The sequence below is a fragment of the Ferrovibrio sp. genome, from assembly GCF_025869515.1.
Taxonomy (GTDB): domain Bacteria; phylum Pseudomonadota; class Alphaproteobacteria; order Ferrovibrionales; family Ferrovibrionaceae; genus Ferrovibrio.
Window position 1 is genome coordinate 1 of the sequence record NZ_JAOZVR010000112.1, and the last position, 24,237, is coordinate 24,237.

At 66.2% G+C, this 24,237-nt stretch carries 27 protein-coding genes; 18 read left to right on the top strand and 9 right to left on the bottom strand.

The window, feature by feature from the left end; all coding sequences use genetic code 11:
• The 3 genes from OJJ21_RS19520 to OJJ21_RS19530 form a co-directional block, all read right to left on the bottom strand.
• Window positions 1–901, bottom strand: a 901-nt coding sequence (locus OJJ21_RS19520) for a hypothetical protein (RefSeq protein WP_366093391.1), incomplete at its 3' end; no start/stop codon positions are given.
• An 11-nt stretch (window positions 902–912) separates the two neighbouring features.
• Entirely contained in the window at window positions 913–2,418 is a 1,506-nt protein-coding gene (locus OJJ21_RS19525; RefSeq protein WP_297688989.1) for a M81 family metallopeptidase, read from the bottom strand.
• A gap of 174 nt (window positions 2,419–2,592) precedes the next feature.
• Window positions 2,593–3,318, bottom strand: a complete 726-nt coding sequence (locus OJJ21_RS19530; protein WP_297688992.1) for a Bax inhibitor-1/YccA family protein — start codon at window positions 3,316–3,318, stop codon at window positions 2,593–2,595.
• A gap of 252 nt (window positions 3,319–3,570) precedes the next feature.
• Here OJJ21_RS19530 and OJJ21_RS19535 point away from each other — a divergent pair, with 252 nt between their 5' ends.
• Window positions 3,571–4,758, top strand: coding sequence for a Bcr/CflA family multidrug efflux MFS transporter (locus OJJ21_RS19535; protein ID WP_297688994.1), 1,188 nt, complete (start codon window positions 3,571–3,573; stop codon window positions 4,756–4,758).
• A gap of 6 nt (window positions 4,759–4,764) precedes the next feature.
• Here OJJ21_RS19535 and OJJ21_RS19540 read toward each other — a convergent pair whose 3' ends face one another.
• Genes OJJ21_RS19540 through OJJ21_RS19550 form a run of 3 tightly spaced genes read right to left on the bottom strand, consistent with a single transcriptional unit; the run spans window position 4,765 to window position 8,651 of the window.
• The gene (locus OJJ21_RS19540; RefSeq protein WP_297688998.1) at window positions 4,765–5,385 is read right to left on the bottom strand and encodes a class I SAM-dependent methyltransferase; all 621 of its coding nucleotides are present in this window, start codon (window positions 5,383–5,385) and stop codon (window positions 4,765–4,767) included.
• A 6-nt stretch (window positions 5,386–5,391) separates the two neighbouring features.
• Entirely contained in the window at window positions 5,392–7,902 is a 2,511-nt protein-coding gene (locus tag OJJ21_RS19545; RefSeq protein ID WP_297689001.1) for an FtsX-like permease family protein, read from the bottom strand.
• A complete protein-coding gene (locus OJJ21_RS19550; RefSeq protein WP_297689003.1) occupies window positions 7,902–8,651 on the bottom strand; it encodes an ATP-binding cassette domain-containing protein in 750 nt (249 codons plus the stop codon). The genes OJJ21_RS19545 and OJJ21_RS19550 overlap by 1 nt, the downstream gene beginning before the upstream one ends.
• Before the next feature lie 77 nt (window positions 8,652–8,728).
• On the opposite strand from OJJ21_RS19550, the gene OJJ21_RS19555 reads away from it, so the two are divergent.
• The 5 genes from OJJ21_RS19555 (at window position 8,729) to OJJ21_RS19575 (ending at window position 12,475) form a co-directional block, all read left to right on the top strand.
• On the top strand, window positions 8,729–9,334 hold the full coding sequence (locus tag OJJ21_RS19555) for an arylesterase (RefSeq protein ID WP_297689005.1): 606 nt from the start codon (window positions 8,729–8,731) through the stop codon (window positions 9,332–9,334).
• 102 nt (window positions 9,335–9,436) lie between these two features.
• Window positions 9,437–10,495 carry an NADP(H)-dependent aldo-keto reductase gene (locus OJJ21_RS19560; RefSeq protein WP_297689007.1) on the top strand — a complete coding sequence of 353 codons (1,059 nt, stop codon included), beginning with the start codon at window positions 9,437–9,439 and terminating at the stop codon, window positions 10,493–10,495.
• Between the two features lie 50 nt (window positions 10,496–10,545).
• A complete protein-coding gene (gene thpR / locus OJJ21_RS19565; RefSeq protein ID WP_297689009.1) occupies window positions 10,546–11,193 on the top strand; it encodes an RNA 2',3'-cyclic phosphodiesterase in 648 nt (215 codons plus the stop codon).
• Window positions 11,190–11,903, top strand: coding sequence for a Sir2 family NAD+-dependent deacetylase (cobB, locus tag OJJ21_RS19570; RefSeq protein ID WP_297689011.1), 714 nt, complete (start codon window positions 11,190–11,192; stop codon window positions 11,901–11,903). Before thpR ends, cobB begins: the two co-directional genes overlap by 4 nt.
• 92 nt (window positions 11,904–11,995) lie before the next feature.
• Complete coding sequence (locus OJJ21_RS19575; RefSeq protein WP_297689013.1) at window positions 11,996–12,475, top strand: Hsp20/alpha crystallin family protein; 480 nt, start codon at window positions 11,996–11,998, stop codon at window positions 12,473–12,475.
• Between the two features lie 66 nt (window positions 12,476–12,541).
• On the opposite strand, the gene OJJ21_RS19580 is transcribed toward OJJ21_RS19575, so the two are convergent.
• Window positions 12,542–13,012 (bottom strand): metallopeptidase family protein, encoded by a 471-nt coding sequence (locus OJJ21_RS19580; protein ID WP_366093397.1) that lies wholly within the window; start codon window positions 13,010–13,012, stop codon window positions 12,542–12,544.
• Window positions 13,013–13,041: 29 nt separating this feature from the next.
• Here OJJ21_RS19580 and OJJ21_RS19585 point away from each other — a divergent pair, with 29 nt between their 5' ends.
• From OJJ21_RS19585 to OJJ21_RS19615, 7 genes are all read left to right on the top strand, one after another.
• The gene (locus OJJ21_RS19585; protein WP_297689209.1) at window positions 13,042–13,380 is read left to right on the top strand and encodes a 4a-hydroxytetrahydrobiopterin dehydratase; all 339 of its coding nucleotides are present in this window, start codon (window positions 13,042–13,044) and stop codon (window positions 13,378–13,380) included.
• Between the two features lie 3 nt (window positions 13,381–13,383).
• A complete protein-coding gene (locus tag OJJ21_RS19590) occupies window positions 13,384–14,007 on the top strand; it encodes an SCO family protein (protein ID WP_297689015.1) in 624 nt (207 codons plus the stop codon).
• Window positions 14,008–14,212: 205 nt separating this feature from the next.
• Window positions 14,213–15,457, top strand: a complete 1,245-nt coding sequence (phaZ, locus tag OJJ21_RS19595; protein WP_297689017.1) for a polyhydroxyalkanoate depolymerase — start codon at window positions 14,213–14,215, stop codon at window positions 15,455–15,457.
• 50 nt (window positions 15,458–15,507) lie between these two features.
• The gene (locus OJJ21_RS19600; protein WP_297689019.1) at window positions 15,508–15,978 is read left to right on the top strand and encodes a YcgN family cysteine cluster protein; all 471 of its coding nucleotides are present in this window, start codon (window positions 15,508–15,510) and stop codon (window positions 15,976–15,978) included.
• 184 nt (window positions 15,979–16,162) lie between these two features.
• Complete coding sequence (locus tag OJJ21_RS19605; protein WP_297689022.1) at window positions 16,163–16,417, top strand: hypothetical protein; 255 nt, start codon at window positions 16,163–16,165, stop codon at window positions 16,415–16,417.
• Window positions 16,418–16,590: 173 nt separating this feature from the next.
• Window positions 16,591–17,103 (top strand): HAD-IIIA family hydrolase, encoded by a 513-nt coding sequence (locus OJJ21_RS19610; protein ID WP_297689025.1) that lies wholly within the window; start codon window positions 16,591–16,593, stop codon window positions 17,101–17,103.
• A 23-nt stretch (window positions 17,104–17,126) separates the two neighbouring features.
• Complete coding sequence (locus tag OJJ21_RS19615; RefSeq protein WP_297689027.1) at window positions 17,127–18,032, top strand: SDR family NAD(P)-dependent oxidoreductase; 906 nt, start codon at window positions 17,127–17,129, stop codon at window positions 18,030–18,032.
• 11 nt (window positions 18,033–18,043) lie between these two features.
• Here OJJ21_RS19615 and OJJ21_RS19620 read toward each other — a convergent pair whose 3' ends face one another.
• On the bottom strand, window positions 18,044–19,324 hold the full coding sequence (locus tag OJJ21_RS19620) for a 3-deoxy-D-manno-octulosonic acid transferase (protein ID WP_297689029.1): 1,281 nt from the start codon (window positions 19,322–19,324) through the stop codon (window positions 18,044–18,046).
• A 149-nt stretch (window positions 19,325–19,473) separates the two neighbouring features.
• On the opposite strand from OJJ21_RS19620, the gene OJJ21_RS19625 reads away from it, so the two are divergent.
• Window positions 19,474–20,244: a crotonase/enoyl-CoA hydratase family protein gene (locus OJJ21_RS19625; RefSeq protein ID WP_297689032.1), complete on the top strand. Its 771-nt coding sequence runs from the start codon at window positions 19,474–19,476 to the stop codon at window positions 20,242–20,244.
• Here OJJ21_RS19625 and mutY read toward each other — a convergent pair.
• A complete protein-coding gene (mutY, locus tag OJJ21_RS19630) occupies window positions 20,201–21,313 on the bottom strand; it encodes an A/G-specific adenine glycosylase (RefSeq protein ID WP_297689034.1) in 1,113 nt (370 codons plus the stop codon). The genes OJJ21_RS19625 and mutY overlap by 44 nt on opposite strands.
• Window positions 21,314–21,416: 103 nt before the next feature.
• Here mutY and OJJ21_RS19635 point away from each other — a divergent pair, with 103 nt between their 5' ends.
• From OJJ21_RS19635 to OJJ21_RS19650, 4 genes are all read left to right on the top strand, one after another.
• Window positions 21,417–22,580 (top strand): ABC transporter substrate-binding protein, encoded by a 1,164-nt coding sequence (locus OJJ21_RS19635; RefSeq protein ID WP_297689037.1) that lies wholly within the window; start codon window positions 21,417–21,419, stop codon window positions 22,578–22,580.
• 25 nt (window positions 22,581–22,605) lie between these two features.
• Window positions 22,606–22,986 carry a fluoride efflux transporter CrcB gene (gene crcB, locus OJJ21_RS19640; RefSeq protein ID WP_297689039.1) on the top strand — a complete coding sequence of 127 codons (381 nt, stop codon included), beginning with the start codon at window positions 22,606–22,608 and terminating at the stop codon, window positions 22,984–22,986.
• On the top strand, window positions 22,983–23,492 hold the full coding sequence (locus OJJ21_RS19645; RefSeq protein ID WP_297689042.1) for a DciA family protein: 510 nt from the start codon (window positions 22,983–22,985) through the stop codon (window positions 23,490–23,492). The genes crcB and OJJ21_RS19645 overlap by 4 nt, the downstream gene beginning before the upstream one ends.
• A gap of 106 nt (window positions 23,493–23,598) precedes the next feature.
• A complete protein-coding gene (locus OJJ21_RS19650) occupies window positions 23,599–24,216 on the top strand; it encodes a DsbA family protein (protein WP_297689043.1) in 618 nt (205 codons plus the stop codon).
• Window positions 24,217–24,237: the final 21 nt, after the last annotated feature.

Genomic DNA, 24,237 nt, shown 5'->3' on the forward strand with positions numbered 1-24,237 from the left:
CGGGCCCGCGCCGCTCGATATAGTCGGCCACGTCCTGCCAGCGGTCGCCCACATCCAGGCCGGCGAATTCCAGCCGCGCCAGCAGGGCCACGGCATTGACCTGATCCTGGCTGTAGTCTTTCCACACACCCCAGACCTGTTCGTCATAGAGGCGCAGCGCGGCATCGGGCTGATCGCTGTCGATGGCAAACAGCGCGGCATGCCACCAGTTATGGCTGCGCATGAAGGAGTTTTTCTCGGCCCAGGTATCGGAGAAGCCCAGCATGGTCTCCAGGCCCTCGGCACAGCGGCCCTGGGTTTCCAGCACATGGGCGAGCGCGTGATGCGCCCAGGGTTCGGCGCGTTGCAAATCGATCGCCTGCCGCGCCGCCGCCTCGGCTTCCGCCAGCCGGTTCATCTCCTCCAGCCCGAAGGCCAGCATGCCATGCATCTCGGCGACATCGCGGTGATGGGGCAGGGCAGCCTCGGCCACGCGCAGCATCCCGGCCAGGTCGCCGACATGGAACATGTGGAACTGCGTCATCTTCACCGCGGCGAGGTCCTGCGGCCAGCGCGTGGCGATGTCTTCGGTCAGCGCGATGGCTTTTGCCGCATCGCCGGCCACCCAGGCGCTCACCTGGGCATGCCACAGCCGCTCGCGTTCGGTCGCTCTGGCCAGATGCGGTTCGGCGCCGGCCAGCCAGGGCCGCGCCCTGGAAACCGACGCGCCGGTCTGCAGGAACAGTTCCAGCGCCGCCGCTTTGGCCTGCGCCATCACGCAGGCCGGCTCGGCGCGGGCGGCATCCCAGATCGCGCCCGCCGTGGTGCCATAGGTGAGGAAACTGGTATCGAAGGTGTTCAGGCCTTCGATCGTGACGGGATTGTCGGTGGCAACCTCAAGGCCCCAGCGGTCCTTCAGCATTCCTTCGCCTCTTATTTGGCGGCATCCTGCCAGTCGTTGATCTTGTCGAGCGGATAGATCGGCCGCCGCACGTTCTTGTAATCCAGGATGCTGTTGTCCGAGGTGGTGACGCCTTCGCCATCCAGCGTGAAGGTCGCCTTGGCCAGCGGCGCGAACCCGGCACGGTAATGGATGCGCGATTTCAGCAGCACGAAACGCTTGTGCTGCGGGTCGATACCGACCGAGGTGAACACGCCGGTATCCCAGGGTTCATGGTGGCGCGAGACGACGACAATCTGCATCCTGCCCTCGATCTCCAGCACGGCGGTCGGCCCCATCATCACCTTGTAGCCGTGATACATCGGGCCGCGCACGACCCATTCGCCGTCGGTCAGCGTGCGGACCTTGCCGGTGACCTTCAGCGGCTTGCCCTTCAGCTTCAGCGACGGCATGTCGCTCTTGCCGCCGAGCTCCAGCGTCACCGTGGCGCCGGTGCCGGCCTTCTGCATGATCTGCACCGCCTCGGGATCCCAGACCGCGCCGACCGCCACGTCCTCCAGGCCCTGCTTCAGCACTTCGGCGATCACCATCATCACATCCTGCGTGCCGCCGGAGCCGCAATTGTCGGCATGGTCGAGCAGGATCACCGGACCGCCGAGGTTTTTGGCGGCGGCCTGCTTCGCCTTGGCCACCGTCTCGGCCAGGTCGCGATGCTGGTAGATATGGATGTCGCGCTTGTCCCATACCTTGGCGGCAATCGCATCGGCGGCGGCATCGGCCTGTGTCTGGTCGTTGCCCACGGTGATCACCGTGGTGCCGGCATCGCGGATATCGGCCATGGCGAAACCGCCGAACACGCTGGCGCAGGGCAGGCCCTTGGCCTCCTCGTCCACGCAGGCCTGGATGGCGGATTTCATCGGTTCGTCGTCGGTGCCCTGGCACAGCGTCTGCGACAGCAGCGGCAGCTGGCGGAGCGCCATCGCCGGCTTGGGCCGCTTGCCGGCAAGGAACTCCATCACCACGCGGCCGACCTGGCCGGCCACCACGTCCATGTCGACATGCGGATAGGTCTTGTAGCCGATCAGCGCCGTGCAGTTCGCCACCATCTTGGGCGTCAGGTTGCAATGCAGGTCCAGCGTCACGGCGATCGGCAGGTCGGGCCTGATCTGGCGGATCTGTTCCAGCAGCGTGCCTTCACCGTCTTCCAGCCCCTCCACCACCATGGCGCCATGCAGGTCGAGCAGGCAGCCGTCGCAGCCGGCGCGCACCGCCTCCAGGATCGGATCGGTCAGGCGCTTCCAGGCCTCCCTGGTCACCAGGCCGCCGGGCATGGCCTCGGCCGCCATCGGCAGCACCACCTCGGCGCCATAGTCTCTGGCCAGGCCCAGGTAGACGCCGAGCGGCATGTTGGTCTTGGCATAGGCGTCGATGGCGGCCTGGCCGGTATAGAGGCCCCAGGATTCGAAGCGGGCGAAATCGGTGACGATCGGCGAGAAGGTGTTGGTCTCGTGCTTCACCATCGCGAGGACAAGCTTCATGGGGCGGGATTTCCCTGGATTGGATGAATGGGCCGGCTGGGTAATTCGTAGGCAGACGAACGAAAGCTTAAAACCGCGCCACCGGCTTTGTCACGGCCGATACGGCGGTCGCGGCAAAGAAAAAGCCCCGGCAGTTGCCTGCCGGGGCTTCTCGGACCGGGTGTTAAGCCGGAATTATTCGTTCTTCTGGCCGAACAGCTGCAGCAGGGCCATGAAGATGTTCAGGAAGTTCACATACAGCGAGGTGGCGCCGAAGATCGCCTGCTTGGTCTGGATATCGGCCGGGTTGCCCTCGTAGAACTCCGACTTGATGCGCTGGGTGTCGAAGGCGGTCAGGCCGGTGAAGACCAGCACGGTGATCGCCGAGACGGCCATCTGCAGCACGCTCGACCCCAGGAAGATGTTCACGACGCTGGCAATGACCAGGCCGATCACACCCATGAACAGGAAGGTGCCGAACCCGGTCAGGTCGCGCTTGGTGGTGTAGCCATACAGGCTCATCGCACCGAACATCGCCGCGGTGATGAAGAAGATGCGCAGGATCGAGGTGCCGGTGTAGACCATGAAGATGGCCGACAGCGACAGGCCCATCGTGGCGGTGAAAGCCCAGTAGAGGCCCTGCACGGCGCCGGCCGACAGCTTGTTGGCGCCGAAGCTCATCACCAGCAGGATGCCGAGCGGAGCCAGCATCACGACGAAGCTGAGGCCGCCGGTGAACAGCGTGCTCATCAGGGCGGGGGACTGCGACACGAACAGGGCGACGATGGCGCTGAGCGCCAGGCCCGAGCCCATGTAGTTGTAGACCCGCAGCATGTAGCTGCGCAGGGCCTCATCCACCACCGCACGGTCGATCGTGGTGGTGCCGTAGCCAAAGCGCGGCTGGTTGAACGGGGTCGACATGGTATTGCCTCCTCAGACAAAGATTGTGTTCAGCATATTGTCAGTGCCGGGGCAAAATTCAAGAATAAACCCGGCATAAATTTTCTTGATAAGTCATTCTGGTGACGTAATTTCTTCAGACAATTCCGGTTCGGCGCCATTTTGGGCAAAAACCGATTCTGTGACGCCGGTACTCGTCAGTACACGGTGGGTGGCGTAAGCATAGAAACCTTCCCCTAACGGCGGAAAACCGCCAGATCTGCCGAGTTCCCGATGACCGAGACCCCGCGCGCCACGTCCCTGTGGCGCCTGACCCTGATTCTGGGGGCGCTCAGCGCCTTCACGCCGCTGGCGGTGGATATGTATCTGCCGGCCCTGCCGGCGCTGGAACGCACTCTGGTCACCGATTCGGGCAAGGTGCAGCAGACCCTGTCGCTGTTCTTCCTCGGCCTCGCCATCGGCCAGCTGTTCTACGGCCCGATCAGTGACCGCTTCGGCCGCCGCGGCCCGCTGCTGGTCGGCAACCTGCTCTATATCGTCGCCTCGGTGGCCTGCGCGCTGGCGCCCACCATCGACACGCTGATCGCCGCGCGCTTCGTGCAGGCCTTCGGCTCCTGCGCCGGCCTGGTGATCTCGCGCGCCATGGTGCGCGACCTGTTCGAGCCCAGGGAGGGTGCGCGCGTCATGTCGCTGCTGATGCTGGTGATGGGCGTGGCGCCGATCCTGGCGCCGCTGCTCGGCGGCTATGTCATGGTCTGGTTCGACTGGCACGCGATCTTCTGGTTCCTCGGCGGTTTCGCGCTGCTGGCGATGGTGGCGGCCCGCCTGTGGCTGCCGGAAAGCCGCGAAGCGCGGCCCGATCTGCGGCTCACGCTGGGATCGGTGCTGCGCGTCTATGGCCGGCTGCTCAGCACGCGGCGCTATATGGGCTATACGCTGGCCTCCAGCCTCGGCATGGGCGGGCTGTTCGCCTATATCGCCGCTTCGCCCTTCGTCTTCATCGACCTCTACGGCCTGTCGCCGCAGGCCTATGGCTGGGTCTTCGGCATCAACGCGGTGGGCATCATCGGTTTCTCGCAGGTCAACCGCGCGCTGCTGCGTCACTTCACGCTGGACGAAGTGCTGATCGTCGCGGTCTCGGTCATGGCGGCCGCCGGATTTCTGCTGCTGGTTGCCGCCGTGTTTTCCATCGGCGGCATGTTTGGCCTATGGCTGCCGCTGTTCCTCTACATCGCCAGCCTGGGCGGCGTGCTGCCCAATGCGGCCGCCAGCGCCATGGCGGCAGAAGCCGAACGCGCCGGTTCGGCGGCGGCGCTGATGGGCACGCTGCAGTTCACCCTCGGCGCGCTCACCAGCGGCATCGTCAGCCTGCTGCATGGCGATGCGGCGCTGTCGATGGCGGTGATCGTGGCGGTCTGCGGCCTCAGCGGCCTGGCGGCGCGGCTGGTTCTGGTGCGGTGAACCGGTTCAGTCCTGCCGGCGCGCCAGCCACACGGTATGGCCGGCGCAGTCGGGATCGTTTGCTCGGAAATCCACGACCTCGAAGCCGGCAGCAGCCAGCAGCGCGCGGTATTCCTCCGGCGCCAGGCTGGCATGATACAGCGACTCACCGGCATGGCTGCCGATGGCTTCGCCATGTGCCGGCCCGCTGGTAAACATCAGTGCGGCACCGGATGCTGTATGTTCGCGGAAAACGCGAAACATGCTGCGCTGGTCGTCGAAGGGCAGGTGGAAGAAACTGTCCCAGGCGAGAATGCCGTGGAACTGCCGGCCGAGCGCAAGGCCCCGCATGTCGGCCTCGATCCAGGTTTGTGCGGGAAAGCGCCGGCGGCAGATTGAAAGCAGGGTCGGCGAGCTGTCGATGCCGGTGAGGGCGCAGCCCTGCGCGATCAGCCAGGCCGCGATCGGCTCGGCATGGCCGCAGCCGAGATCGAGCACGGTGCCCGTCTCGGGCAGCAGCGTACGGAAACGCTCCAGCCATGGTTTTTCGAACAGCGCGCGGCTCCGCACTGCATCGAGTTCGTGCGCATGGCGCTCATACAGTCCGATGATGTCATCGGGCCGCCCAGTCGTTCCTGGATCTGGCATTGCGGATCAGGCCGTGCGCAGCAGCGGCGCCGGCTTGGCCGCCAGCGCCTGCCAGGCACCGGCGAGGCCGAGCAGCAGCGTGGCCGCCACGCCGCCCAGTGCCGTTGCCGCCGCCACGCCCGGGGCGAAATAGAAGGTGGCATTCATCATCAGCGTCACCATCGCCCAGGCCGCCGCCCAGCCCAGCCCGAAGGCCATCACCGCGCCCACCAGCCCGACGCTGCCGTATTCGATCACATGGGCGAGAATGACATCGCGGCGCGTCGCGCCCAGCGCTTTCAGGATCGCGCCTTCCTTCAGCCGCCGGCGATGCTCGGCCGCCAGCGCGCCGGCCAGCACGATCAGTCCGGCGATCAGCGTGATGGCGGCGGCGCCGCGCACGGCGGCGCCCAGTTTCAGCACGATGGTGTTCAGTTCGGTCAGCACGTCCTTCATGCGCACCACCGAAATATTTGGGAATTTCTGCGTCACTGCGCGGAACAGCGCGAGCTCCGCCGCCGGGCCGGCTTTCACGGTGGCGAGGAAAGTGTGCGGCGCGCGTTCCAGCAGGCCGGGCGAGAAGACCAGCACGAAATTGATGCCGAACGAGCTCCAGTCGAGCTGGCGGATGCTGGCGACCTCGGCTTCGATATCGCGGCCGAGCACATTCACCACCAGCTTGTCGCCGACAGTCACGCCAAGGCCTTTGGCGGCCCTGTCCTCGATCGAGATCAGCGGCGGGCCGTCATAATCGCGCGGCCACCACTGGCCGGCCAGCAGCGTCGAGCCGGCCGGCAGGTCGCGCGCATAGGTCAGGCCGCGGTCGCCCTGCAGCACCCAGCGCTGGTCCGGCGATACCTCGATCTGCTCGGCCGGCACGCCTTTCACGCTGGCGATGCGGCCGCGCATGTTCGGCACGGTTTCGAGATCGCGCGCGCCGGCCGAGCCCAGCACGGTGCTGCGGAAGTCGTCCATCTGGGCGGGCTGGATATCGACGAAGAAGAAAGCCGGCGCTTCGTCGGGCAGGCGTTCCTCCACCTGGGCATGCAGGTTGCTTTCGACCAGCGCGATGGCGACCAGCAGGGTGAGCGAGACGCCGAGCGACAGCAGCAGGGCCGAGGTGGCCGCGCCGGGCCGGTGCAGGCTGGCAAATGCCAGCTTCAGCCGCACATTGCGGGGGCGGATATGCCGGGCCGTCCGGGCGATGCCGATGGCGATCAGGCGGAACAGCACGAAAGCGACGATGGCGGCGAAGACGAAGGCACCGGCGAAGCGGCGCTCCTCGGCACCGAAGATGGCCAGCGCGGCCAGTGCGGCAAACAGCAGCAATGTGGTGATGACATAGGCCGGACGGGGCAGGCGTTTGCCGGGCGCCACCAGGTCGCGGTACAGCGCGGCGGGACGGATTTCGGCGGCGCGCGCCAGCGGCCAGATGGTGAATGCCAGCGCCACCAGCAGGCCATAGGCCGCGGCCAGCGCCAGCGGCTGCCAGTAGAAACCGGGCACCAGCGGCAGGGGCAGCACCTCGGCGAGGGCGCCCGCCGCCAGGTTGGGCAGGGCGGCGCCGGCAACCAGCCCGATGCCGATGCCGAATGCCGCCAGCAGCAGGGTCTGCCACAGATAGACGCGGAAGATCAGCCCGGTGGTGGCGCCAAGCGATTTCAGCGTCGCGATGGTCGGCGTCTTGCCATCCAGATGCGCATGCACGGCATTGGCGACGCCGACGCCGCCGATCAGCAGCGCGGTCAGGCCGACCAGCACCAGGAACAGGCCGGCACGGTCGAGGAAGCGGCGGATGCCGGGGCTGCCTTCTTTCCAGTCGCGGATGCGCCAGCCGGAGGCGGCGAAATCCTTCTGCGCGATATCCTGCATCTGCGCCGCGGTCAGGCCCGGCCGCAGTTTCACCCGGTAATGCCAGTAGGCCAGCGTGCCGGGCTGCACCAGCTGGGTGGCCTGCAGCGCATCGGCGGCGATCATCACGCGCGGGCCGAGCGTCAGGCCGTCCGTGGCGCGGTCGGGTTCGCGTGCGATCACGGCGCGGATCTCGAACTCCGCCTCGCCGATGCCGAGCCGGTCGCCCGGCTGGGCATTCAGGCGGATCAGCGCCTGCGGATCGACGGCGGCGCCCGGCAGGCCGCCATCCTTCGCGGCCAGAAGGTCGGCAAGATCGCCGGGCTGTTCCAGATCTATTTTGCCGTAAAGCGGGTAGGCGGCATCCACGGCTTTCAGTTCCACCAGCGTGCGCTCGTCGCTGCGCAGCGCATGCGCCATGGCGCGCATCTGCACGGTTTCCGACACGCTGCCGCGGCTTTGGAGGAAAGTCTGTTCCTGCGCCGTCGTGCCGCGGTGAATGAGGCGGAATTCCACATCGCCGCCCAGCAGGCTGCGGCCATCGCGTTCCAGGCCGGTGACGATCGAGGCCGACAGCGTGCCGATACCGGCGATGACGGCGACGCCGAGGCCGAGACAGGCGACGAACAGGCGGAAGCCGCGCAGGCCGCCACGCAGTTCACGCAGGGAGAAGCGCAGCGACAGCATCAGTCGGCCGCCTGCTGCGGTGCCTTGTTGTCCGGGCGGCTCTCGATGGACTTCACCTTGCCGTCCTCGATGCGCACGACGCGGTCGCACAGGCCTGCGAGATTTTCGTCATGGGTGATCAGAATCAGTGTCGAGTTCAGCCGCGCCGCCTCGCCGAACATCAGGTCAATGATGGCATGGCCGGTGCTGCCGTCCAGGTTGCCGGTCGGTTCGTCGGCCAGCAGCAGGGCCGGGCGCGGCGCCACGGCCCGGGCCAGCGCCACGCGCTGCTGCTCGCCGCCGGACAGCTGCGCCGGATAATGCGTCTCGCGCTTCGCCAGTCCCACCTGCGCCAGCGCGGCGCGCGCGCGCGCGACGGCATCGGCGGCGCCGGCCAGCTCCAGCGGCACCGTCACGTTTTCCAGCGCCGTCATGGTCGGGATCAGGTGAAAGCTCTGGAACACGATGCCGACGCGGTTGCGCCGCCACAGCGCCAGCCGGTCCTCGCTCAGGCCGTTGAGGTCGGCGCCGGCGACATGAACCTTGCCGCTGCTGACGCGCTCCAGCCCGGCCAGCACGGCCAGCAGGGTGGATTTGCCCGAGCCCGACGGACCGACGATGCCGATGCGCTCGCCCGGCCGCACGCTGAGATCGATGCCGCGCAGGATGTTGACCGGCCCGGCCGTGCTGGCGAGAGTGAGCTGCACGTCGTTCAGGCGAATGATGGGCTCGCGCTCGACAGCGGACGGGGTTGCGCTAGATGACGCCATCGGTGGTGCGGTCCTTGTCAGGAAGGCAGATTGTGAAGTTATACGGAAGATATGGGTTTTTCCGGCGCGGCTGCAATGTGGCGGGCCTGCTGGCCGTGATGCTGATCACGCTGATGTCAGCCGCTCAGGCCGCCCCCGTTCGCCTGCTGGTGTTCGGCGACAGCCTGGTGGCGGGCTACAATCTGCCGCCGGATGCCGCCTATCCGGTGCAGCTGGAGAAGGCGCTGAAGGCCAAAGGCCTCGATGTCACCGTGCTCAATGCCGGCGTTTCCGGCGACACCACCGCGGCGGCGGCCGGCCGGCTGGACTGGGCCCTGGCCGACCGGCCGACCCATGTGCTGGTCGAGCTTGGCGCCAACGACATGCTGCGCGGCCTGGCGCCGGAACAGGCGCGGACCAATCTGGACAGCATCCTGGGCAAGCTGAAGCAGGCCGGATTGCCCACCATGCTGGTCGGCATGCTGGCGGCCCCCAATCTGGGCGCCGATTACGGCAAACGCTTCAACGGCATCTATCCCGATCTGGCGGCCAAATACGGTCTGCCGCTCTACCCCTTCTTCCTCGACGGGGTGGCCGGCGACGCCAGGCTCAATCTGGGCGACGGCCTGCATCCGACCCGGGAGGGCGTCGCCATCATGGTCGACCGCACGCTCCCCCACATTTTGCGGTTCCTGGGCCAATAACCTCAATTCGTTGTTGTAAAAGCCGAGTCGTGCCGACAAGATGAGCATGGCGCCGAAACAGCCGGTGGCCGTTTCCGCCCGGACTGAGTTGGGAGTTTTGTCATGGAGTTCCGTCGCTTAGGCCGCACCGACATGCAGGTCAGCCTGATTTGTCTCGGAACCATGACCTGGGGCGAACAGAACACCGAGGCCGAAGCCCATGCCCAGCTCGATTACGCGCTGGACCATGGGGTTAATTTCATCGATGCCGCCGAAATGTACCCGGTGCCGCCCAAGGCAGAGACCCAGGGCCGTACCGAGCGCTACATCGGCACCTGGCTGAAGACCCGCAAGGACCGCGACAAGATCGTGCTGGCCACCAAGGTGGCCGGGCGCGGCGGCGGGCCGCGCGGCGAGTTCGACTGGCTGCGCGACGACAAGCAGCCGCCGAACCTGAGCCGCAGGCAGATTTTCGAGGCGGTCGACAAGAGCCTGCAGCGGCTGCAGACCGACTATATCGACCTCTATCAGACCCACTGGCCCGACCGCCTGACGGTCAATTTCGGCAAGGCCGAATATCCCTGGAATGACGAAGCCGCGATCCCGATCGCCGAAACGCTCGATGCCATGGCCGAGCTGGTCAAGGCCGGCAAGATCCGCGCCATGGGCGTGTCGAACGAGACCGCCTGGGGCGTGACGCGCCATCTCAGCAGCGCCGAGGCCAACCCGGCCCTGCCGCGCGTGGCGTCGATCCAGAATCCCTACAGCCTGCTGAATCGCTGGTACGAAACCTCGCTCTCGGAAGTGACGAAGCAGGAAGGCGTCGGCCTGCTCGCCTATTCGCCGCTCGCCATGGGCGTGCTGAGCGGAAAATATCTCGGCGGCGCCAGGCCGGCCGGGGCACGTCTGAGCCTGTTCACCCGTTTTACCCGCTACAGCAACCCGCGTGTGGAGCGGGCGACCGAGCGTTATGTGGCGCTGGCGCAGCAGCACGGCCTCGATCCGTGCCAGATGGCGCTGGCCTATGTGAACAGCCGGCCGTTCGTCACCTCCAACATCATCGGCGCCACCTCGCTGGCGCAGCTCAAGGCCGATATTGACAGCATCACCGTGAAACTGTCCCAGGAGGTCATCGACGGCATTGAGGCAATTCACCGCGAGCATCCGAACCCGAGCGCCTGATTAAGCGTTCGATCCAGGCCGCAAGGCCACCTCCAGCGGAGGGCCCAGCCATGATCCGCTTGTTCGTTGCCCTGAGATTCCCCGACGACATCCGTCGGTCGCTAGCCGCACTCTGTGCCGGCGTGCCTGGCGCCCGTTGGGCCAGACCCGACCAGTTCCACCTGACGCTCCGCTTCATCGGCGAGGTCGACGGCCGCACGGCCCGGGCGATCTCGGAAGAACTCTCCAGCGTCATCATGCCGGACTTCGACCTTGAACTGTTCGGCACCGGCACCTTCGGCGACAAGCGCCGGGCCAATACGCTCTGGGCCGGCGTGCGACCCAATCCGGCGCTCAACCGCCTGCAGGAAAAGGTCGACAATGCGATGCTGCGCGTCGGCCTGCCGCCGGACCGGCGCAAATTCACGCCCCATGTGACGCTGGCGCGCCTCAACAATGCGCCGTTCGACCGGATCGGCGCTTTCCTGAGCCATCACGCGCTCTATGCCGGGCCGGTCTATCACTGCGACCGCTTCGTGCTCTGTTCCAGTTTCCTGTCCTCGTCGGGCGCGATCTATACCCCCGAGCATGTCTATCGCCTGGATGGCGGCATGGCCGAGGATGCCGAGCCGGACTGGATGGCTGACGAGGCCGAGGCCTGGGCCGAGGATCATGGCGACTGGGACAAGGCGGAAGCGGCGGCCTACGGCGCTGAATGACGCCTCGGCCGCGCTCCATTGTCGTGCTGACCGGGGCCGGCGTCTCGGCCGAATCCGGGCTTGGCACTTTCCGCGACAAGGACGGGCTGTGGACGAAATACGACCTGCAGGATGTGGCGACGCCGGAGGGCTTCGCGCGCAATCCGGTGCTGGTGCACGACTTCTACAATGCCCGGCGCAGGAATCTGGTCGAAGCCACGCCCAACGCGGCGCATGCGGCGCTGGCTGAACTGGAGCGCCGCTTCGACGGCGACTTCCTGCTGGTGACGCAGAACGTGGACGACCTGCATGAACGTGCCGGCTCGCAGAAGCTGCTGCACATGCATGGCGAGCTGCTGAAAATCCGCTGCGAGCGCTGCGACATGGTGCGTCCCCATCGCGACGATCTCGACCTCGTCACCGCCTGCCCGGCCTGCGGCACGGCCGGCAGCCTGCGGCCGCATGTGGTGTGGTTCGGCGAAATGCCGCTGTATATGGATGCGATCGACGACGCGCTGGCGCTGTGCGACCTGTTCGTCTCGATCGGCACTTCGGGCCAAGTCTATCCGGCGGCCGGATTTGTTGCAGATGTGCGACGCCGCGGCCAGGCCCATACGGTCGAGCTCAACCTCGATCCGTCCGACGGTTTTTCGCTGTTCGCCGAAAAGATTTACGGTCCGGCCACGGACGTGGTGCCGGCTTTCGTGCAGCGCCTGCTCGCCACAACGTAGCCGTGTTGCGCTGAATCAAGGACGGGCTTTGCCTCTTGTGTTGCAATTCGCGTGTCCGGATTGCGGACATAGATTTTTTCGAGGAGGCAAGAATGGATTTCAAATCCCTGATGCCGTTCGGACGGACGCCGGCCGACGGCGATAACACCTTTGGCGCCCTGCAGCGCGAGATCAATCGCATGTTCGACGATGTCTGGCGCGGCCATCATCTGCCGGCCGCCTTCGGCGGCAATGGCTTCCTGGCGCCGCGTGTCGATGTCAAGGAAACCCCGACCGGTCTCGAAGTCACCGCCGAACTGCCCGGGGTGGACGAGAAGGAAATCAATGTCGAACTGGCGGACGACACGCTCACCATCAAGGGCGAGAAGAAGCTGGAAAAGGACGAGAAGAAGGACAATTTCCATGTCATGGAACGGTCCTACGGCATGTTCCAGCGCGTCATCCCGCTGCCCTTCGCGCCGAAACCCGATGCGGTGAAGGCGGAATTCGCCAAGGGCGTGCTGAAGGTCAGCCTGGTGCGGCCGCCAGAGGCGGAGGCCAAGACGCAGAAGATCGCCGTCGAGGCAAAATAGGCTGCAGAGGCATGAAGAGACGGCCATCCCTGCGATGGCCGTTCATGCCGTTGCACAGCCGCAAGATCACTCGATGCCGGCCTCGATCCGCTCCATGTCGTCGTCCGACAGGCCGATATGATGGCCGATCTCGTGGATCAGCACATGGCGCACCACGCGGCGTAAGGATTCGCCGCTTTCGCACCAGTAATCCAGCAGCGGCCGACGGTAGAGAAACACCATCGCCGGCAGCGTGCCGGTCTCGCCGCGCTGTTCGGCCAGGAAACTGCCGCCCTGATACAGGCCGAGCAGATCGAAGGGCGTCTCGCAGCCCATTTCCTCCAGCGTCTCGTCATCGGCGAAGTCGGCCACCTGGATCGGCACGCCGTCGATATAGCGGCCCAGCGCCGGGCGCAGGCGGTTCAGCTCGGCCTCGCCGATGGCGGCAAGATCGTCCAGACTGGGGGCGGTGCGGTCGGCGGAAGTCATGCGGCAGATGGTCTCAAGCGGCGGCGGCTGGTTGAAGCGGCGATGCCTGCGCGCTAGCTTGCGCGGCATCGGGATGCCGGGATGATCACGGCTCTGTGATTGCGCGGCGTGAGGAGGATGACATGGCCATCGCGAAACTGGAAGGCGCCGCCCGCCAGGCCGCATTGCAGTCCCTGCCGGGCTGGCAGGAAGCCACGGGCCGCGATGCCATCGCGAAGACCTTCCTGTTCGCCGATTTCAATGCCGCTTTCGGCTTCATGACGCGCGTCGCGCTGGAAGCCGAGAAGGCCGATCACCATCCCGAATGGTTCAATGTCTACAACCGCGTCGAGATCACGCTCACCACGCATGATGCGAACGGCCTGAGCGAGCGCGATGTGAAACTGGCGACCTTCATCGAGGCCGCTGCGGCGGCACTCGGCGGCAAAGGAAAGTAAATCATGAGCGCAGCCTCGCGCGGTCTCAAACGCGGCCTGATCCTGGCCGCCATCGTCGCTTTGTTCGGTGTCATCGGCTATCTCGCCGTGCCGCAGCTGCTGCCGCAACGGGGCGACGGCGGCGAAACCGCCGGCAGCGGCGTGGTTTCGATCGGCGGGCCGTTCAGCCTGACCGACCAGGATGGCCGTATCGTCAGCGACAAGGATTTCGCCGGCAAGCTGATGCTGGTCTATTTCGGCTTCACCAACTGCCCCGATATCTGCCCCACCGGCCTGCAGACCATCGCGCTGGCGATGGACGAGCTGGGCGCCGATGCCGCGAAAGTGCAGCCGATCCTGATCACGGTCGATCCCGAACGCGACACGCCGCCGGTGATGAAGGAATATGTGCAGGCTTTCCATGAGCGTCTGGTCGGCCTGACCGGCACGCCGGAGCAGATCGCCGCCGTGGCCAAGGCCTACCGGGTCTATTACCAGAAGGTGACGCTGAAGGAGTCCAGCCTGGGCTACTCGGTCGATCATTCCGGCTTCATCTATCTGATGGACGGCAAGGGGCAGTATCTCAGCCATTTCCGCCATGATGCGACGCCGGATCAGATGGTGCAGAAAATCCGCGCCCGCCTCTAAGACTCTGAATATTATAGATAACATAACAATTGCACGCATATGTTGCAGTGCAAAATAAATCGTGCGGCCACGGATCAGGAGGCGTACACTGTCGTCTCGTTATCCGGACAGGCACGATTCTCTAACAGGTTTGTCCGATCCTTGTTTCGCGGCCGCCGCCCAGGATCGTTTCCCGGGCCGCGTTCCAGCAGAAGGGTGGGACCTGATGCTCTACTCGCTTTACGAATTCCATCATGCCGCCCTGCGGCCGGTCCGCGCCATGGTCGAAGCACAGACCCGGGCGCTCAAGCTGCCCTATCTGCCGATGAACTACACGGCGGCGGCGCGCACGCTGGCCGCCGGCCTGGAAGTCTTCAGCAATATCACCCGCCGCTATCCCAAGCCCGCCTTCGGCCTTGCCACCACCATGGTCGACGGCACTCCGCGCAAGGTCACCGAGCATGACGTGCTCAGCCTGCCGTTCTGCAATCTGAAGCATTTCGAGCGCGAAGGCTGCGATGGCCGCAACGACCCCAGGCTGCTGATCGTCGCGCCGATGTCGGGCCACTATGCCACGCTGCTGCGCGGCACGGTGGAAGCGATGCTGCCCAATCACGAAGTCTATATCACCGACTGGATCGATGCGCGCGACGTGCCGCTGCGTCTGGGCAAGTTCGATCTCGACGACTACATCGACTATATCCGCGAATTCTTCGTCACGCTCGGTCCCGGCGCGCATGTCATGGGCGTGTGCCAGCCCTCGGTGCCGGTGCTGGCCGCCGTCGCCATGATGTCGGCCGAGAATGACGCGCATGTGCCGCGTTCGATGACCCTGATGGGCGGCCCGATCGATACCCGCATCAGCCCCACGGTGCCCAACAATCTGGCGCAGGAACATTCCATCGAATGGTTCGAGCACAGCGTGATCAACCACGTACCGCTGCCGCATGCCGGCTTCATGCGGCAGGTCTATCCCGGATTCATCCAGCTCACCGGCTTCATGACCATGAATCTGGACCGCCATGTCGGCGCCCATGTCCGCCTGTTCCATCACCTGATCAAGGGCGATGGCGACAGCGCCAGGGCGCATACCGATTTCTACGACGAGTATCTGGCGGTGATGGATCTGCCGGCCGAATACTACCTGCAGACCGTGAAGACCGTATTCCAGGATCATGCCCTGCCGCGCGGCACCATGACCTGCCGCGGCGAGAAGGTGGAGACCGCGGCGATCCGCAGGACCGCCCTGCTCACCGTGGAAGGCGAGAAGGACGATATCTCCGGCGTCGGCCAGACCATGGCGGCGCATGATCTCTGTCCGAATATCCCCCAGGCCATGCGCGGCCATTATCTGCAGGCCGGCGTCGGCCATTACGGTGTGTTCAACGGCCGCCGCTGGCGCGAGGAAATCGCCCCGCGCGTCACCGCCTTCATCCGCCAGCATGACGCCTCGGCGCCCCGCCGGCGCTAAGCTCCCGCTGCCGTCTTTATAGCCGCGCCGTTCCGGCGTACTCTGTCGCCATGCCCCGCAGCCTGCCCTTCTGGCGCCGCAAGCGCCTCGATCAGATGACCCCGTCCGAATGGGAGTCGCTCTGCGACGGCTGCGGCAAATGCTGCCTCTACCGCCTCGAAGACCAGGATACCGGCGCACTGGAGCAGACCAACGTGGCCTGCAAGCTGCTGAACTGCGCCACCGGCCAGTGCAGCAATTACCCAAAACGCAAGAAACTCGTCCCCGACTGCATCCAGCTGACGCCCGGCAAGGTGCAGAAGATGAACTGGCTGCCGGCCACCTGCGGGTATCGCCTGGTGGCGCAGGGCAGGGACCTCTACTGGTGGCATCCGCTGAAAAGCGGCAGCCGCGAGACCGTGCACCAGGCCGGCATCTCGGTGGCCGGCCGCTGCATCTCCGAAAAGGAGGCCGGCGAGCTGGAAGACCATGTCGTCTACTGGCTCGACGACAAGGGGCCGCCCAAACCCAAAAAACGATAGGCCGAAGAAACGCTCAGCCGAAGAAACGCTCAGTCTGGGGGAACGGCCGCCGCCGGCCGGCGTTGTTCTGGCAGTGCCGTTTTCGTCAGGTGGGTGTCCCAGGTGGATATCCCAAATGGTGTCCCAAATGGGTGTCATGGTGTTCCGTTCATCTCCGGTTTCCCGTTCAGCGCAGGTCTTGCTGATGGCCGTGGCTCTGCTGCTGCCGGTTTTTGCCGTCTCGGCGCAGATCGCGCCGCAGACCGACGCCGACCGCATCCAGGCCGAAACCCGTCGCGTCGAGCAGGAGCGCGAGCAGCGTTTCCTGGAGCAGCAGCGCGAGCGCCGTGGCGAGGCCGAACGCCAGGACCAGCGCCGGCAGCAGGAGCTGCGCCTGCAGGAGCGCACGCCGCCGTCGTCGCGGCCGACGCCGCTGATCCAGCAGCGCAAGCCTGACTAGATAGGCCTGACGAGATAGACCTGTGACGCAGCGGCAGATGCCGGTCCATGGCGGGCCCGCTGCTGACCCCCGCTGCTGGCCCCGGCACTGGTACTGGCACCGGCTTCCCCGCTAATCTGCCCGGTATCTGCGATACACGGCCCTGCCGGGCCAAGAGAAGTTCGGGGGTGTTCATGTTCAGCCTGCCAGCCATCGATGCCGATCTCGCGGCCCGCTTCCGGGCGGTGAAGCTGCTGTCGCTCGATCTCGACGGCACGCTGACCGACGGTGGGCTTTATTATGCCGAGGACGGCAGCGAGCTGCGCAAATACCATGTGCAGGACGGCTTCGGCATCCTGCTGGTGAAAGACGCCGGCATCGAGGTGGCGCTGATCACCCGCAGCGACACGCCGGCGATCCAGAAGCGCATCGACCGCCTGAAAATCCGTTTCGGCCTGATGGGCATTTACGAGAAGCTGCCCCGGCTGAAAGAGATCTGCGCCGAGCTTGGCATCGGCCTCAACGAGGTCTGCCATGTGGCCGACGACGTCAACGACCTTGATGTCATGGGCGCGGTCGGTCTGCCGGTTGCCGTGTCGAATGCGCGTCCGGCGGTGAAAAATGCCGCGGCCTATATCACCGAGGCCGCCGGCGGCGCCGGCGCGGTGCGCGAGGTCTGCGACCTGCTGCTCGAACACAAAGTCTGATCGCACAAAAAAGGAGAAGTATCATGGCCATCGATTTCCAGGGCCGCGTTGCCATTGTCACCGGGGCAGGCGCCGGCCTCGGCCGCAGCCACGCGCTGCTGCTGGCCGGTCGCGGCGCCAAGGTGGTGGTCAACGATCTGGGTGGCGCGGTGGACGGCACCGGCGGTTCGTCCAGGGCGGCCGATGCCGTGGTGGCCGAGATCAAGGCGAAGGGCGGCGAGGCGGTGGCGAATCACGACAGCGTCTCCGACGTCGCCGCCGCCGCCAATATCGTCCGAACCGCGATGGAGGCCTTCGGCCGCGTCGATATCCTGGTCAACAATGCCGGCATCCTGCGCGACAAGAGTTTCGCCAAGATGGAGATCGCCGATTTCGATACCGTCGTCGACGTGCATTTCCTCGGTTCGGCCTATGTCACCAAGGCGGCCTGGCCGATCATGCAGCAGCAGCAATACGGCCGTATCGTCATGACCTCGTCGAATTCCGGCCTCTACGGCAATTTCGGCCAGTCGAACTATGCCGGCGCCAAGATGGCGGTGGTCGGGCTGATGAATTCGCTCAAGCAGGAAGGCGCCAAATACGGCATCCTGGTCAACACCATTGCGCCGGTGGCCGCCACCCGCATGACCGAGGCGCTGCTGCCGCCGCAGCTGCTGCCGCATCTCAAGCCGGAATACGTCTCGCAGGCCGTGGCCTATCTCTGTTCGGAGGGCTGCACCGCCACCGGCGACATCATCTCGGCCGGCGCCGGTTTCTACGCCAAGATGCAGGTCATGGAATCGCAGGGCATGTTCTTCGGCGTCGATGCGAAGGTCACGGTCGAGGATTTCGCCGCCAACTACGCGAAGATCACCGACATGTCGAAGCCGCAGCATTTCGGCTCGTCGATGGAAGAAGTCGGCCATATCGCCAAGCCCTTTGTGGGCTGACTTTTCGCGGACTATGCCGGCAGCCGCTCCAGGATGGCGGCAGACAGCGTTTCCAGGATGGCGCTGTCGCCGTCGGCATAGTCTTTCGCTGCCATGGCGATGGCGTGCCGTCGGTCCGGCTGCTGCAGCAACTCGGTCACGGCCGATGCCAGTGTTTCGGCGTCCCGCACCGGCAGTGCGCCGCCGGCGGCCAGCAGGCTTGCCGCCGCTTCGGCGAAATTGAACATCTGCGGCCCGAACAGCACGGCGCAGCCCAGCCGCGCCGGCTCCAGCGGATTATGGCCGCCGACCGGCACCAGCGATCCGCCCATCATCACGATGGAGCTGAGGCGATACCACAGGCCGAGTTCGCCCAGTGTATTGACGATATAGAGATCGGTTTCCGCGGCCGGAACATCGCCGCGCGACCGCAGCGCGATCCGCAGGTCCGGCGCGGCCAGCGCCTGGCACAGATCGGTGCCGCGCTCGGGATGGCGCGGCGCGATCAGGGTCAGCAGATCGGGGAAGCGCGTCTTCAGCAGCCGGTGCGCGGCGACGATCTGGGCTTCCTCGCCGTCATGCGTGCTGGCCGCCAGCCAGCGCGGCCGGCTGCCCAGGCGCTGCCCCCATTCCGCCACGGCCTGTTGATCCGCCGGCAGCGGCGGCGCCGCCTGTTTCAGGTTGCCGGCCTCGATCACCTGCTGCGCACCCAGCCGGCGCAGGCGTTCGGCATCGCCGGCGGTCTGCGCGTAAATGGCGGCAAAGCTGTCGATCAGCCAGCGCGCGGTGTCTGGCGCGCCTTGCCAGCGCGCGCAGGAGCGTTCCGACAGCCGCGCATTGACCAGCAGGGCAGGAATGCTGCGGCGGCGCAGTTCGCTCAGGATGCCCGGCCAGAAATCGGATTCGCTCCACAGCACCAGGTCGGGCCGCCAGTGATCGAGGAAGCCGTCGACTGCGCCGGGCAGATCGACCGGCACGAACTGGTGGAGGATGCCGCTGCCTGTTCCGGTGCGCTGTTCGACCAGCGCCGCCGAGGTGACGGTGCCGGTGGTGAGCAGCAGAGTCAGGTCGGGCCGTAACGCATGCAGGTGCTGCAGCAGGGGCAGCAGGGCCTGCGCCTCGCCGACGCTGGCGCCATGCGCCCAGATCAGCGCACCGGGCGGTCGCAGTCGTCCGGCGCGGCCGAAGCGTTCGCCCAGCCGCGCGGCGCTTTCCTTGCCCTGCGTCACGCGGCGGCGCAGCCACAGTCGTACCAGCGGGCCGAGCAGGTGCCCGGTGCCGCGCCAGATCAATCGTCGCCAGTCGAAACGCATGAAAGGTCTATAGCCGGAAATCGTTCCGCCGCACATTGCCGTAACGGGAACCCCAATGAAAGAGCCACGCGCAGGGGCTTGCGGCGCATCGCCGCCGCTGTCAGCCTGTGGCCATCGCTCAAGATCATAGAAACAGGGAGGGCAGCGCCATGGCGGTGCATGTGGAAAAGCGCGGCGCGATCACCACGGTGATTCTCGACCGGCCGCAGGCGCGCAATGCGGTCGACCGGCCGACTGCCGATGCGCTGCGCCAGGCCTTCAAGGATTTCGATGCCGACGATGCGGCGAAGGTGGCCGTGCTCTGGGGCGCGGGCGGACATTTCTGCGCCGGCGCCGATCTCAAGGCGGTGGCCGATGGCGACCAGCGCAACGATGTCTCGCCTGAATCGGAAGGCCCGATGGGGCCAACACGCCTGATGATGTCCAAGCCGGTGATCGCCGCCGTGTCCGGCTATGCCGTGGCCGGCGGACTGGAACTGGCGCTGTGGAGCGACCTGCGCGTGGCCGAGGCCGATGCCACGTTCGGCGTGTTCTGCCGGCGCTGGGGCGTGCCGCTGATCGATGGCGGCACGGTGCGTCTGCCGAGATTGATCGGCCACAGCCGTGCGCTCGACATGATCCTGACCGGTCGTGCAGTCGATGCCCAGGAAGCCTTGCAGATCGGCCTGGCCAATCGTGTGGTGCCGACGGGGCAGGCGCGCATCGCCGCCGAGGCGCTGGCGGAAGAGATCAGCCGCTTCCCGCAGGCCTGCATGCTGGCCGACCGTCATTCCAGCTATCGCCAGTGGGACATGTCGCTCGATGCCGCGCTGCATGACGAGGCTTCGGCCGGCCTGCCGATCATCGCGCAGGAATCGATCGCCGGCGCCGCCCGCTTCAAGAGCGGGCTCGGCCGCCACGGCGATTTTTCGTCGATCTGATTTCGTCATCGCCTGGCAGCAGGCCGAGCATCTTTTTCATCACGGTGGGCAAAGCCGCCTCCTGCGGCTGCTGCCATACCCCGTCCAGCCTGCCGGCGCTGCGCGCGTCGATGCGGCCGAGCAGGGCGGCGATCCTCAGCTCGAAATGCGTGAACACATGCGCGGCCGCGCCGTTCAGCGGCAGCCAGTCGAGTGTCGCGGGGGCGTGCGCCAGCGCTTCGGCGCTCGCCCAGGGCGTCTCGCGCCACGGCGCGCTGGGCACTTCCAGCATGCCGCCGAGCAGGCCCTGCGGCGGCCGGCGCCGCAGCAGCACGGCGCCGTCCTCGGCGCGCTGCAGCAGGAAGGCGATGGTATGGCGCACCGGCCGTGCGGCTTTTGCCGCCTTGCGCGGCAGCTCGGCGGCGATGCCGCGTTTGAAGGCTTCACAGCGCGCCTGCAGCGGACAGAGCAGGCAGTCGGGCGATTTCGGCGTGCAGACCGTCGCGCCGAGATCCATCATGGCTTGCGCGAAGTCGCCGGGGCGTTTTTGCGGCGTGACCTGTGCCGCCAGTTTGCGCAGCTCAGTCCGCGCCTGCGGCAGCGGCGTTTCGACCGCGAAAACCCGTGCCAGCACACGTTCGATATTGCCGTCCAGCACGGCAGCCGGTTCGTCAAAGGCGATGGCGGCGATGGCGGCTGCCGTATAGGGCCCGATGCCGGGCAGCGCCAGCAGGCCGGCTTCGCTGGCGGGGAATATGCCGCCATGCTGTTCGCTCACGGCTTTCGCGCATTTATGCAGGTTGCGGGCCCGTGCGTAGTAGCCGAGCCCGGCCCAGGCCTCCATCACCTGTTCCACCGGCGCGGCGGCGAGGTCATGCACGCTCGGCCACCGGCTGAGGAATGTCTCGAAATACGGCTTCACTGCCGGCACGGTGGTCTGCTGCAGCATGACCTCGCTGAGCCAGACCCGATAGGGTTCGGGCGGCGGCGTGCCGGGCGGGCTGCGCCAGGGCAATCTGCGATGGTGCCGGTCATACCAGGCCAACACCAATGAGGCGATATCCGGTGTCCTGGCGCGGGGTTTGTGCATGGGCCGAACACTAGCATCGAGATTCGCTTCCTGCCACGTCGTGCCGCTTGCATTGCCGGTGCCGCCTGCGCCACCTTGTGCCCGCCTTCATTGGGAGAAGCTCATGCGGCGCCACCTGCTTGCAGCGGCATTGTCCGGCCTGATCGGCCTGGCCCTGCCGACCCCGTCCTTCGCTGCGGACAAATCCGACATCGTCATCGGTACGCTCACCGACCTGTCCGGCCCGGCCGCGGTCTACGGCCATGCCGTGGTCAATGCGATGCGGCTGCGCTTCGATGCGGTGAATGCCGCCGGCGGCATCCGCGGCCGCCGGCTGCGGCTGGTGGTCGAGGATCATCAGTTCCAGGTCCCGCGCGCGGTGCAGGCGGCAGCCAAGTTGATCAAATACGATCGCGCGCAGGTTTTCGTCGGCTCGCTCGGCACCGCGCAGGTGCAGGCGGTGCAGCCGCAGCTGCGCGCCGCCGGCCGGGCCAACCTGTTTCCGATGGCCGCCAATCGCGAGCTGGTGCAGGCCGCCGATTCGATCAGCTGGATTTCCGGCTCGCTCTATTACGACCAGATCCGCGCCGGCGTGAAATGGATGGTGGAGACCCAGGGCAAGCGCGCCGTCTGCGTGCTGGCGCAGGGCACCGATTACGGTGAGGAGGTGCAGCAGGCCGTGCGCGACCAGCTGGCGCAGCATGGCCAGACCACCAGAGCCGTGGTCACGCATCGCCCCACCGACACCGATTTCACCGCGCCGGTGGCGCGCCTGCGCGGCAGCGGCTGCGACCTGGTCGTGCTCGCCACCCTGCTGCGCGACACCATCCTGCCGATGGCGGTGGCGAAAACCACGGGCTGGACCGACGTCGCCTTCCTCGGTCCCTCCACCACGCATGACTACCTGCTGGCGCAGGCGCCGGGCGGCGCCACCCAGGGCCTGTACAGCGTGTCGTCCATTGCGCTGCCGGACCGCGCCACGGCCTCGGCCGAGGTGGTGGCCTGGATGGATGCCTACAAGACCCGCTTCAATGTCGAGCCGAATGCCGGCGCGATCTACGGCGCCACCATCGCCGATCTGGCCGTGCTGACGCTCGACCGCGCCGAGGGCGAAACCGGCCTGGCGCGTCTGACCCGGGCGGTGGCCAGCATCCGCGGCTGGCGCGACCTGTTCGGCGGCACCCTGCAGGCCTTTGCCGATGGCGGCCGCCAGGGCACCCGGCAGGCCTATATCTACCGGCTGCAGGGGCCGCGCTACGAGCGCCTCAGCGAAGCGGTGGGCTATTAAATCGCCCTGCGCTAAACTGGGCGCCATGAGCTACCTGATCGTCTTTCTCGGCGCCGGCATCGGCGGGGCGCTGCGCCATGGCGTCAATCTCGCCGCCATGCGCCTGATCGGCGCCGGCTTTCCCTGGGGCACCCTGACGATCAATATCGCCGGCTCCTTTGTCATGGGGCTGGTGGCGGAATATTTTGCCCTGAAAAGCGGCCTGCCGCAGCAGTGGCGCCTGTTCCTCACCACCGGCCTGCTCGGCGGCTTCACCACCTTTTCCGCCTTCTCGCTGGAAACCGCGCTGTTGTATGAGCGCGGTGAATTCCTGGCTGCGGGCCTCTACATGCTCGGCTCGGCGGTGCTTGCCGTGGCCGGACTCTTCGCCGGCCTTGCCGTCATCCGCGCCGTCGTGGCGACGTGACCGAACCGAAAAAACCGCGCGATCCCTCGCAGCGCACCAACGCACCGAAGGCGCTCGGCGTCTCGCTCGGTCGCCTGACCCGGCCGATCATGAAGCAGCGCGGCGTGGCGCTGGCCGAGATCATCAACCACTGGGCCGAGATCGCCGGCCCGCTGCTGACGGCGGAAACCCAGCCCGAGAAAATGGTCTATGCCTCGGGCGCCGGCCATGCCGCCACGCTGGAGATCGGCGTCAGTCCGGCTTTCGCGCTTGAGCTGCAGCATCTCAGCCCGCTGATCATCGACAAGGTCAACGGCTATTTCGGTTTCCGCGCCGTCGAGAAGCTGCGCCTGAAACAGACTCCGATCCGCCGTCCCGAGTCGGTACGGCAACCGGAGCGGAGCATTCGGCCACTGAATGCCGAGCAGCGTGCCAGATTGGAAGAATTGCTGGCCGGAGTCGAAGATCGCGAGTTGCGACAAGCCCTTGAGAATCTTGGGCAATCACTTTTTGGTGCGAGTCGCTGAGGCGCCTTGAGCGCGCCAGATTCTTGTGGATAACGGCAGAGTCCGGTTGCCAGCCGGACCTGCAACCATACAATGCCCCCAAGATGTAGGGGGTCGGAGCATCTCCATGAAATATATACAGCGTTTCGTCCTGACCCTGGTTTTGGTCTTCGGTGGTTTCTTCGCAGGTGGTGTCCAGGCTCAGGCCGGCGCCGCAGGCGGCGACCCGCGTCTGCAGGACATGGTGCTCGGCAAGGCCGAGGCGCCCGTCACCATCATCGAATATGCCTCACTCACCTGTCCGCATTGCGCGGCCTTCCATGCCGACGTGCTGCCGGCGCTGAAGACCGAGTATATCGATACCGGCAAGGCCAAACTGATCTTCCGCGACTTCCCGCTCGACCAGCTTGCCTTCGCCGGCGCCGTGCTGGCGCGCTGCGGCGGCCCGGAAAAGTATTACACCTATCTCAACGTGCTGTTCGCGCAGCAGCGCCAGTGGGCCGGCTCGCCCGATCCGAAAGCCGCGCTGACCCAGATCGGTCGCCTCGGCGGCGTGTCGGCCGAACAGTTCGACAAATGCCTCGCCGACAAGCCGCTCGGCGATTACATCCTGAATTCGCGCCTCGAAGGCAATCAGAAGTTCAACGTCAATTCGACGCCGACTCTGATCATCAACGGCAAGGCCGAGTCCGGCGTGCCGAGCATCGACGATATGCGCAAGAAACTCGACGCGCTGGCGAAGTAATCGCCGCGCTGCGTTATTGAA

Bases quoted from the DNA above. Each gene is read 5' to 3' on its own strand.
- OJJ21_RS19625 (WP_297689032.1), top strand. From the start codon at position 19,474: ATGGCGGTGCATGTGGAAAAGCGCGGCGCGATCACCACGGTGATTCTC.
- OJJ21_RS19605 (WP_297689022.1), top strand. From the start codon at position 16,163: ATGGCCGTGGCTCTGCTGCTGCCGGTTTTTGCCGTCTCGGCGCAGATC.
- phaZ (WP_297689017.1), top strand. From the start codon at position 14,213: ATGCTCTACTCGCTTTACGAATTCCATCATGCCGCCCTGCGGCCGGTC.
- OJJ21_RS19575 (WP_297689013.1), top strand. From the start codon at position 11,996: ATGGATTTCAAATCCCTGATGCCGTTCGGACGGACGCCGGCCGACGGC.
- OJJ21_RS19580 (WP_366093397.1), bottom strand. From the start codon at position 13,012: ATGCCGCGCAAGCTAGCGCGCAGGCATCGCCGCTTCAACCAGCCGCCG.
- OJJ21_RS19650 (WP_297689043.1), top strand. From the start codon at position 23,599: ATGAAATATATACAGCGTTTCGTCCTGACCCTGGTTTTGGTCTTCGGT.
- OJJ21_RS19525 (WP_297688989.1), bottom strand. From the start codon at position 2,418: ATGAAGCTTGTCCTCGCGATGGTGAAGCACGAGACCAACACCTTCTCG.
- OJJ21_RS19550 (WP_297689003.1), bottom strand. From the start codon at position 8,651: ATGGCGTCATCTAGCGCAACCCCGTCCGCTGTCGAGCGCGAGCCCATC.
- OJJ21_RS19635 (WP_297689037.1), top strand. From the start codon at position 21,417: ATGCGGCGCCACCTGCTTGCAGCGGCATTGTCCGGCCTGATCGGCCTG.
- OJJ21_RS19590 (WP_297689015.1), top strand. From the start codon at position 13,384: ATGAGCGCAGCCTCGCGCGGTCTCAAACGCGGCCTGATCCTGGCCGCC.
- OJJ21_RS19610 (WP_297689025.1), top strand. From the start codon at position 16,591: ATGTTCAGCCTGCCAGCCATCGATGCCGATCTCGCGGCCCGCTTCCGG.
- OJJ21_RS19600 (WP_297689019.1), top strand. From the start codon at position 15,508: ATGCCCCGCAGCCTGCCCTTCTGGCGCCGCAAGCGCCTCGATCAGATG.
- mutY (WP_297689034.1), bottom strand. From the start codon at position 21,313: ATGCACAAACCCCGCGCCAGGACACCGGATATCGCCTCATTGGTGTTG.
- OJJ21_RS19615 (WP_297689027.1), top strand. From the start codon at position 17,127: ATGGCCATCGATTTCCAGGGCCGCGTTGCCATTGTCACCGGGGCAGGC.
- OJJ21_RS19545 (WP_297689001.1), bottom strand. From the start codon at position 7,902: ATGCTGTCGCTGCGCTTCTCCCTGCGTGAACTGCGTGGCGGCCTGCGC.
- OJJ21_RS19560 (WP_297689007.1), top strand. From the start codon at position 9,437: ATGGAGTTCCGTCGCTTAGGCCGCACCGACATGCAGGTCAGCCTGATT.
- OJJ21_RS19620 (WP_297689029.1), bottom strand. From the start codon at position 19,324: ATGCGTTTCGACTGGCGACGATTGATCTGGCGCGGCACCGGGCACCTG.
- cobB (WP_297689011.1), top strand. From the start codon at position 11,190: ATGACGCCTCGGCCGCGCTCCATTGTCGTGCTGACCGGGGCCGGCGTC.
- thpR (WP_297689009.1), top strand. From the start codon at position 10,546: ATGATCCGCTTGTTCGTTGCCCTGAGATTCCCCGACGACATCCGTCGG.
- OJJ21_RS19535 (WP_297688994.1), top strand. From the start codon at position 3,571: ATGACCGAGACCCCGCGCGCCACGTCCCTGTGGCGCCTGACCCTGATT.
- OJJ21_RS19540 (WP_297688998.1), bottom strand. From the start codon at position 5,385: ATGCCAGATCCAGGAACGACTGGGCGGCCCGATGACATCATCGGACTG.
- OJJ21_RS19530 (WP_297688992.1), bottom strand. From the start codon at position 3,318: ATGTCGACCCCGTTCAACCAGCCGCGCTTTGGCTACGGCACCACCACG.
- crcB (WP_297689039.1), top strand. From the start codon at position 22,606: ATGAGCTACCTGATCGTCTTTCTCGGCGCCGGCATCGGCGGGGCGCTG.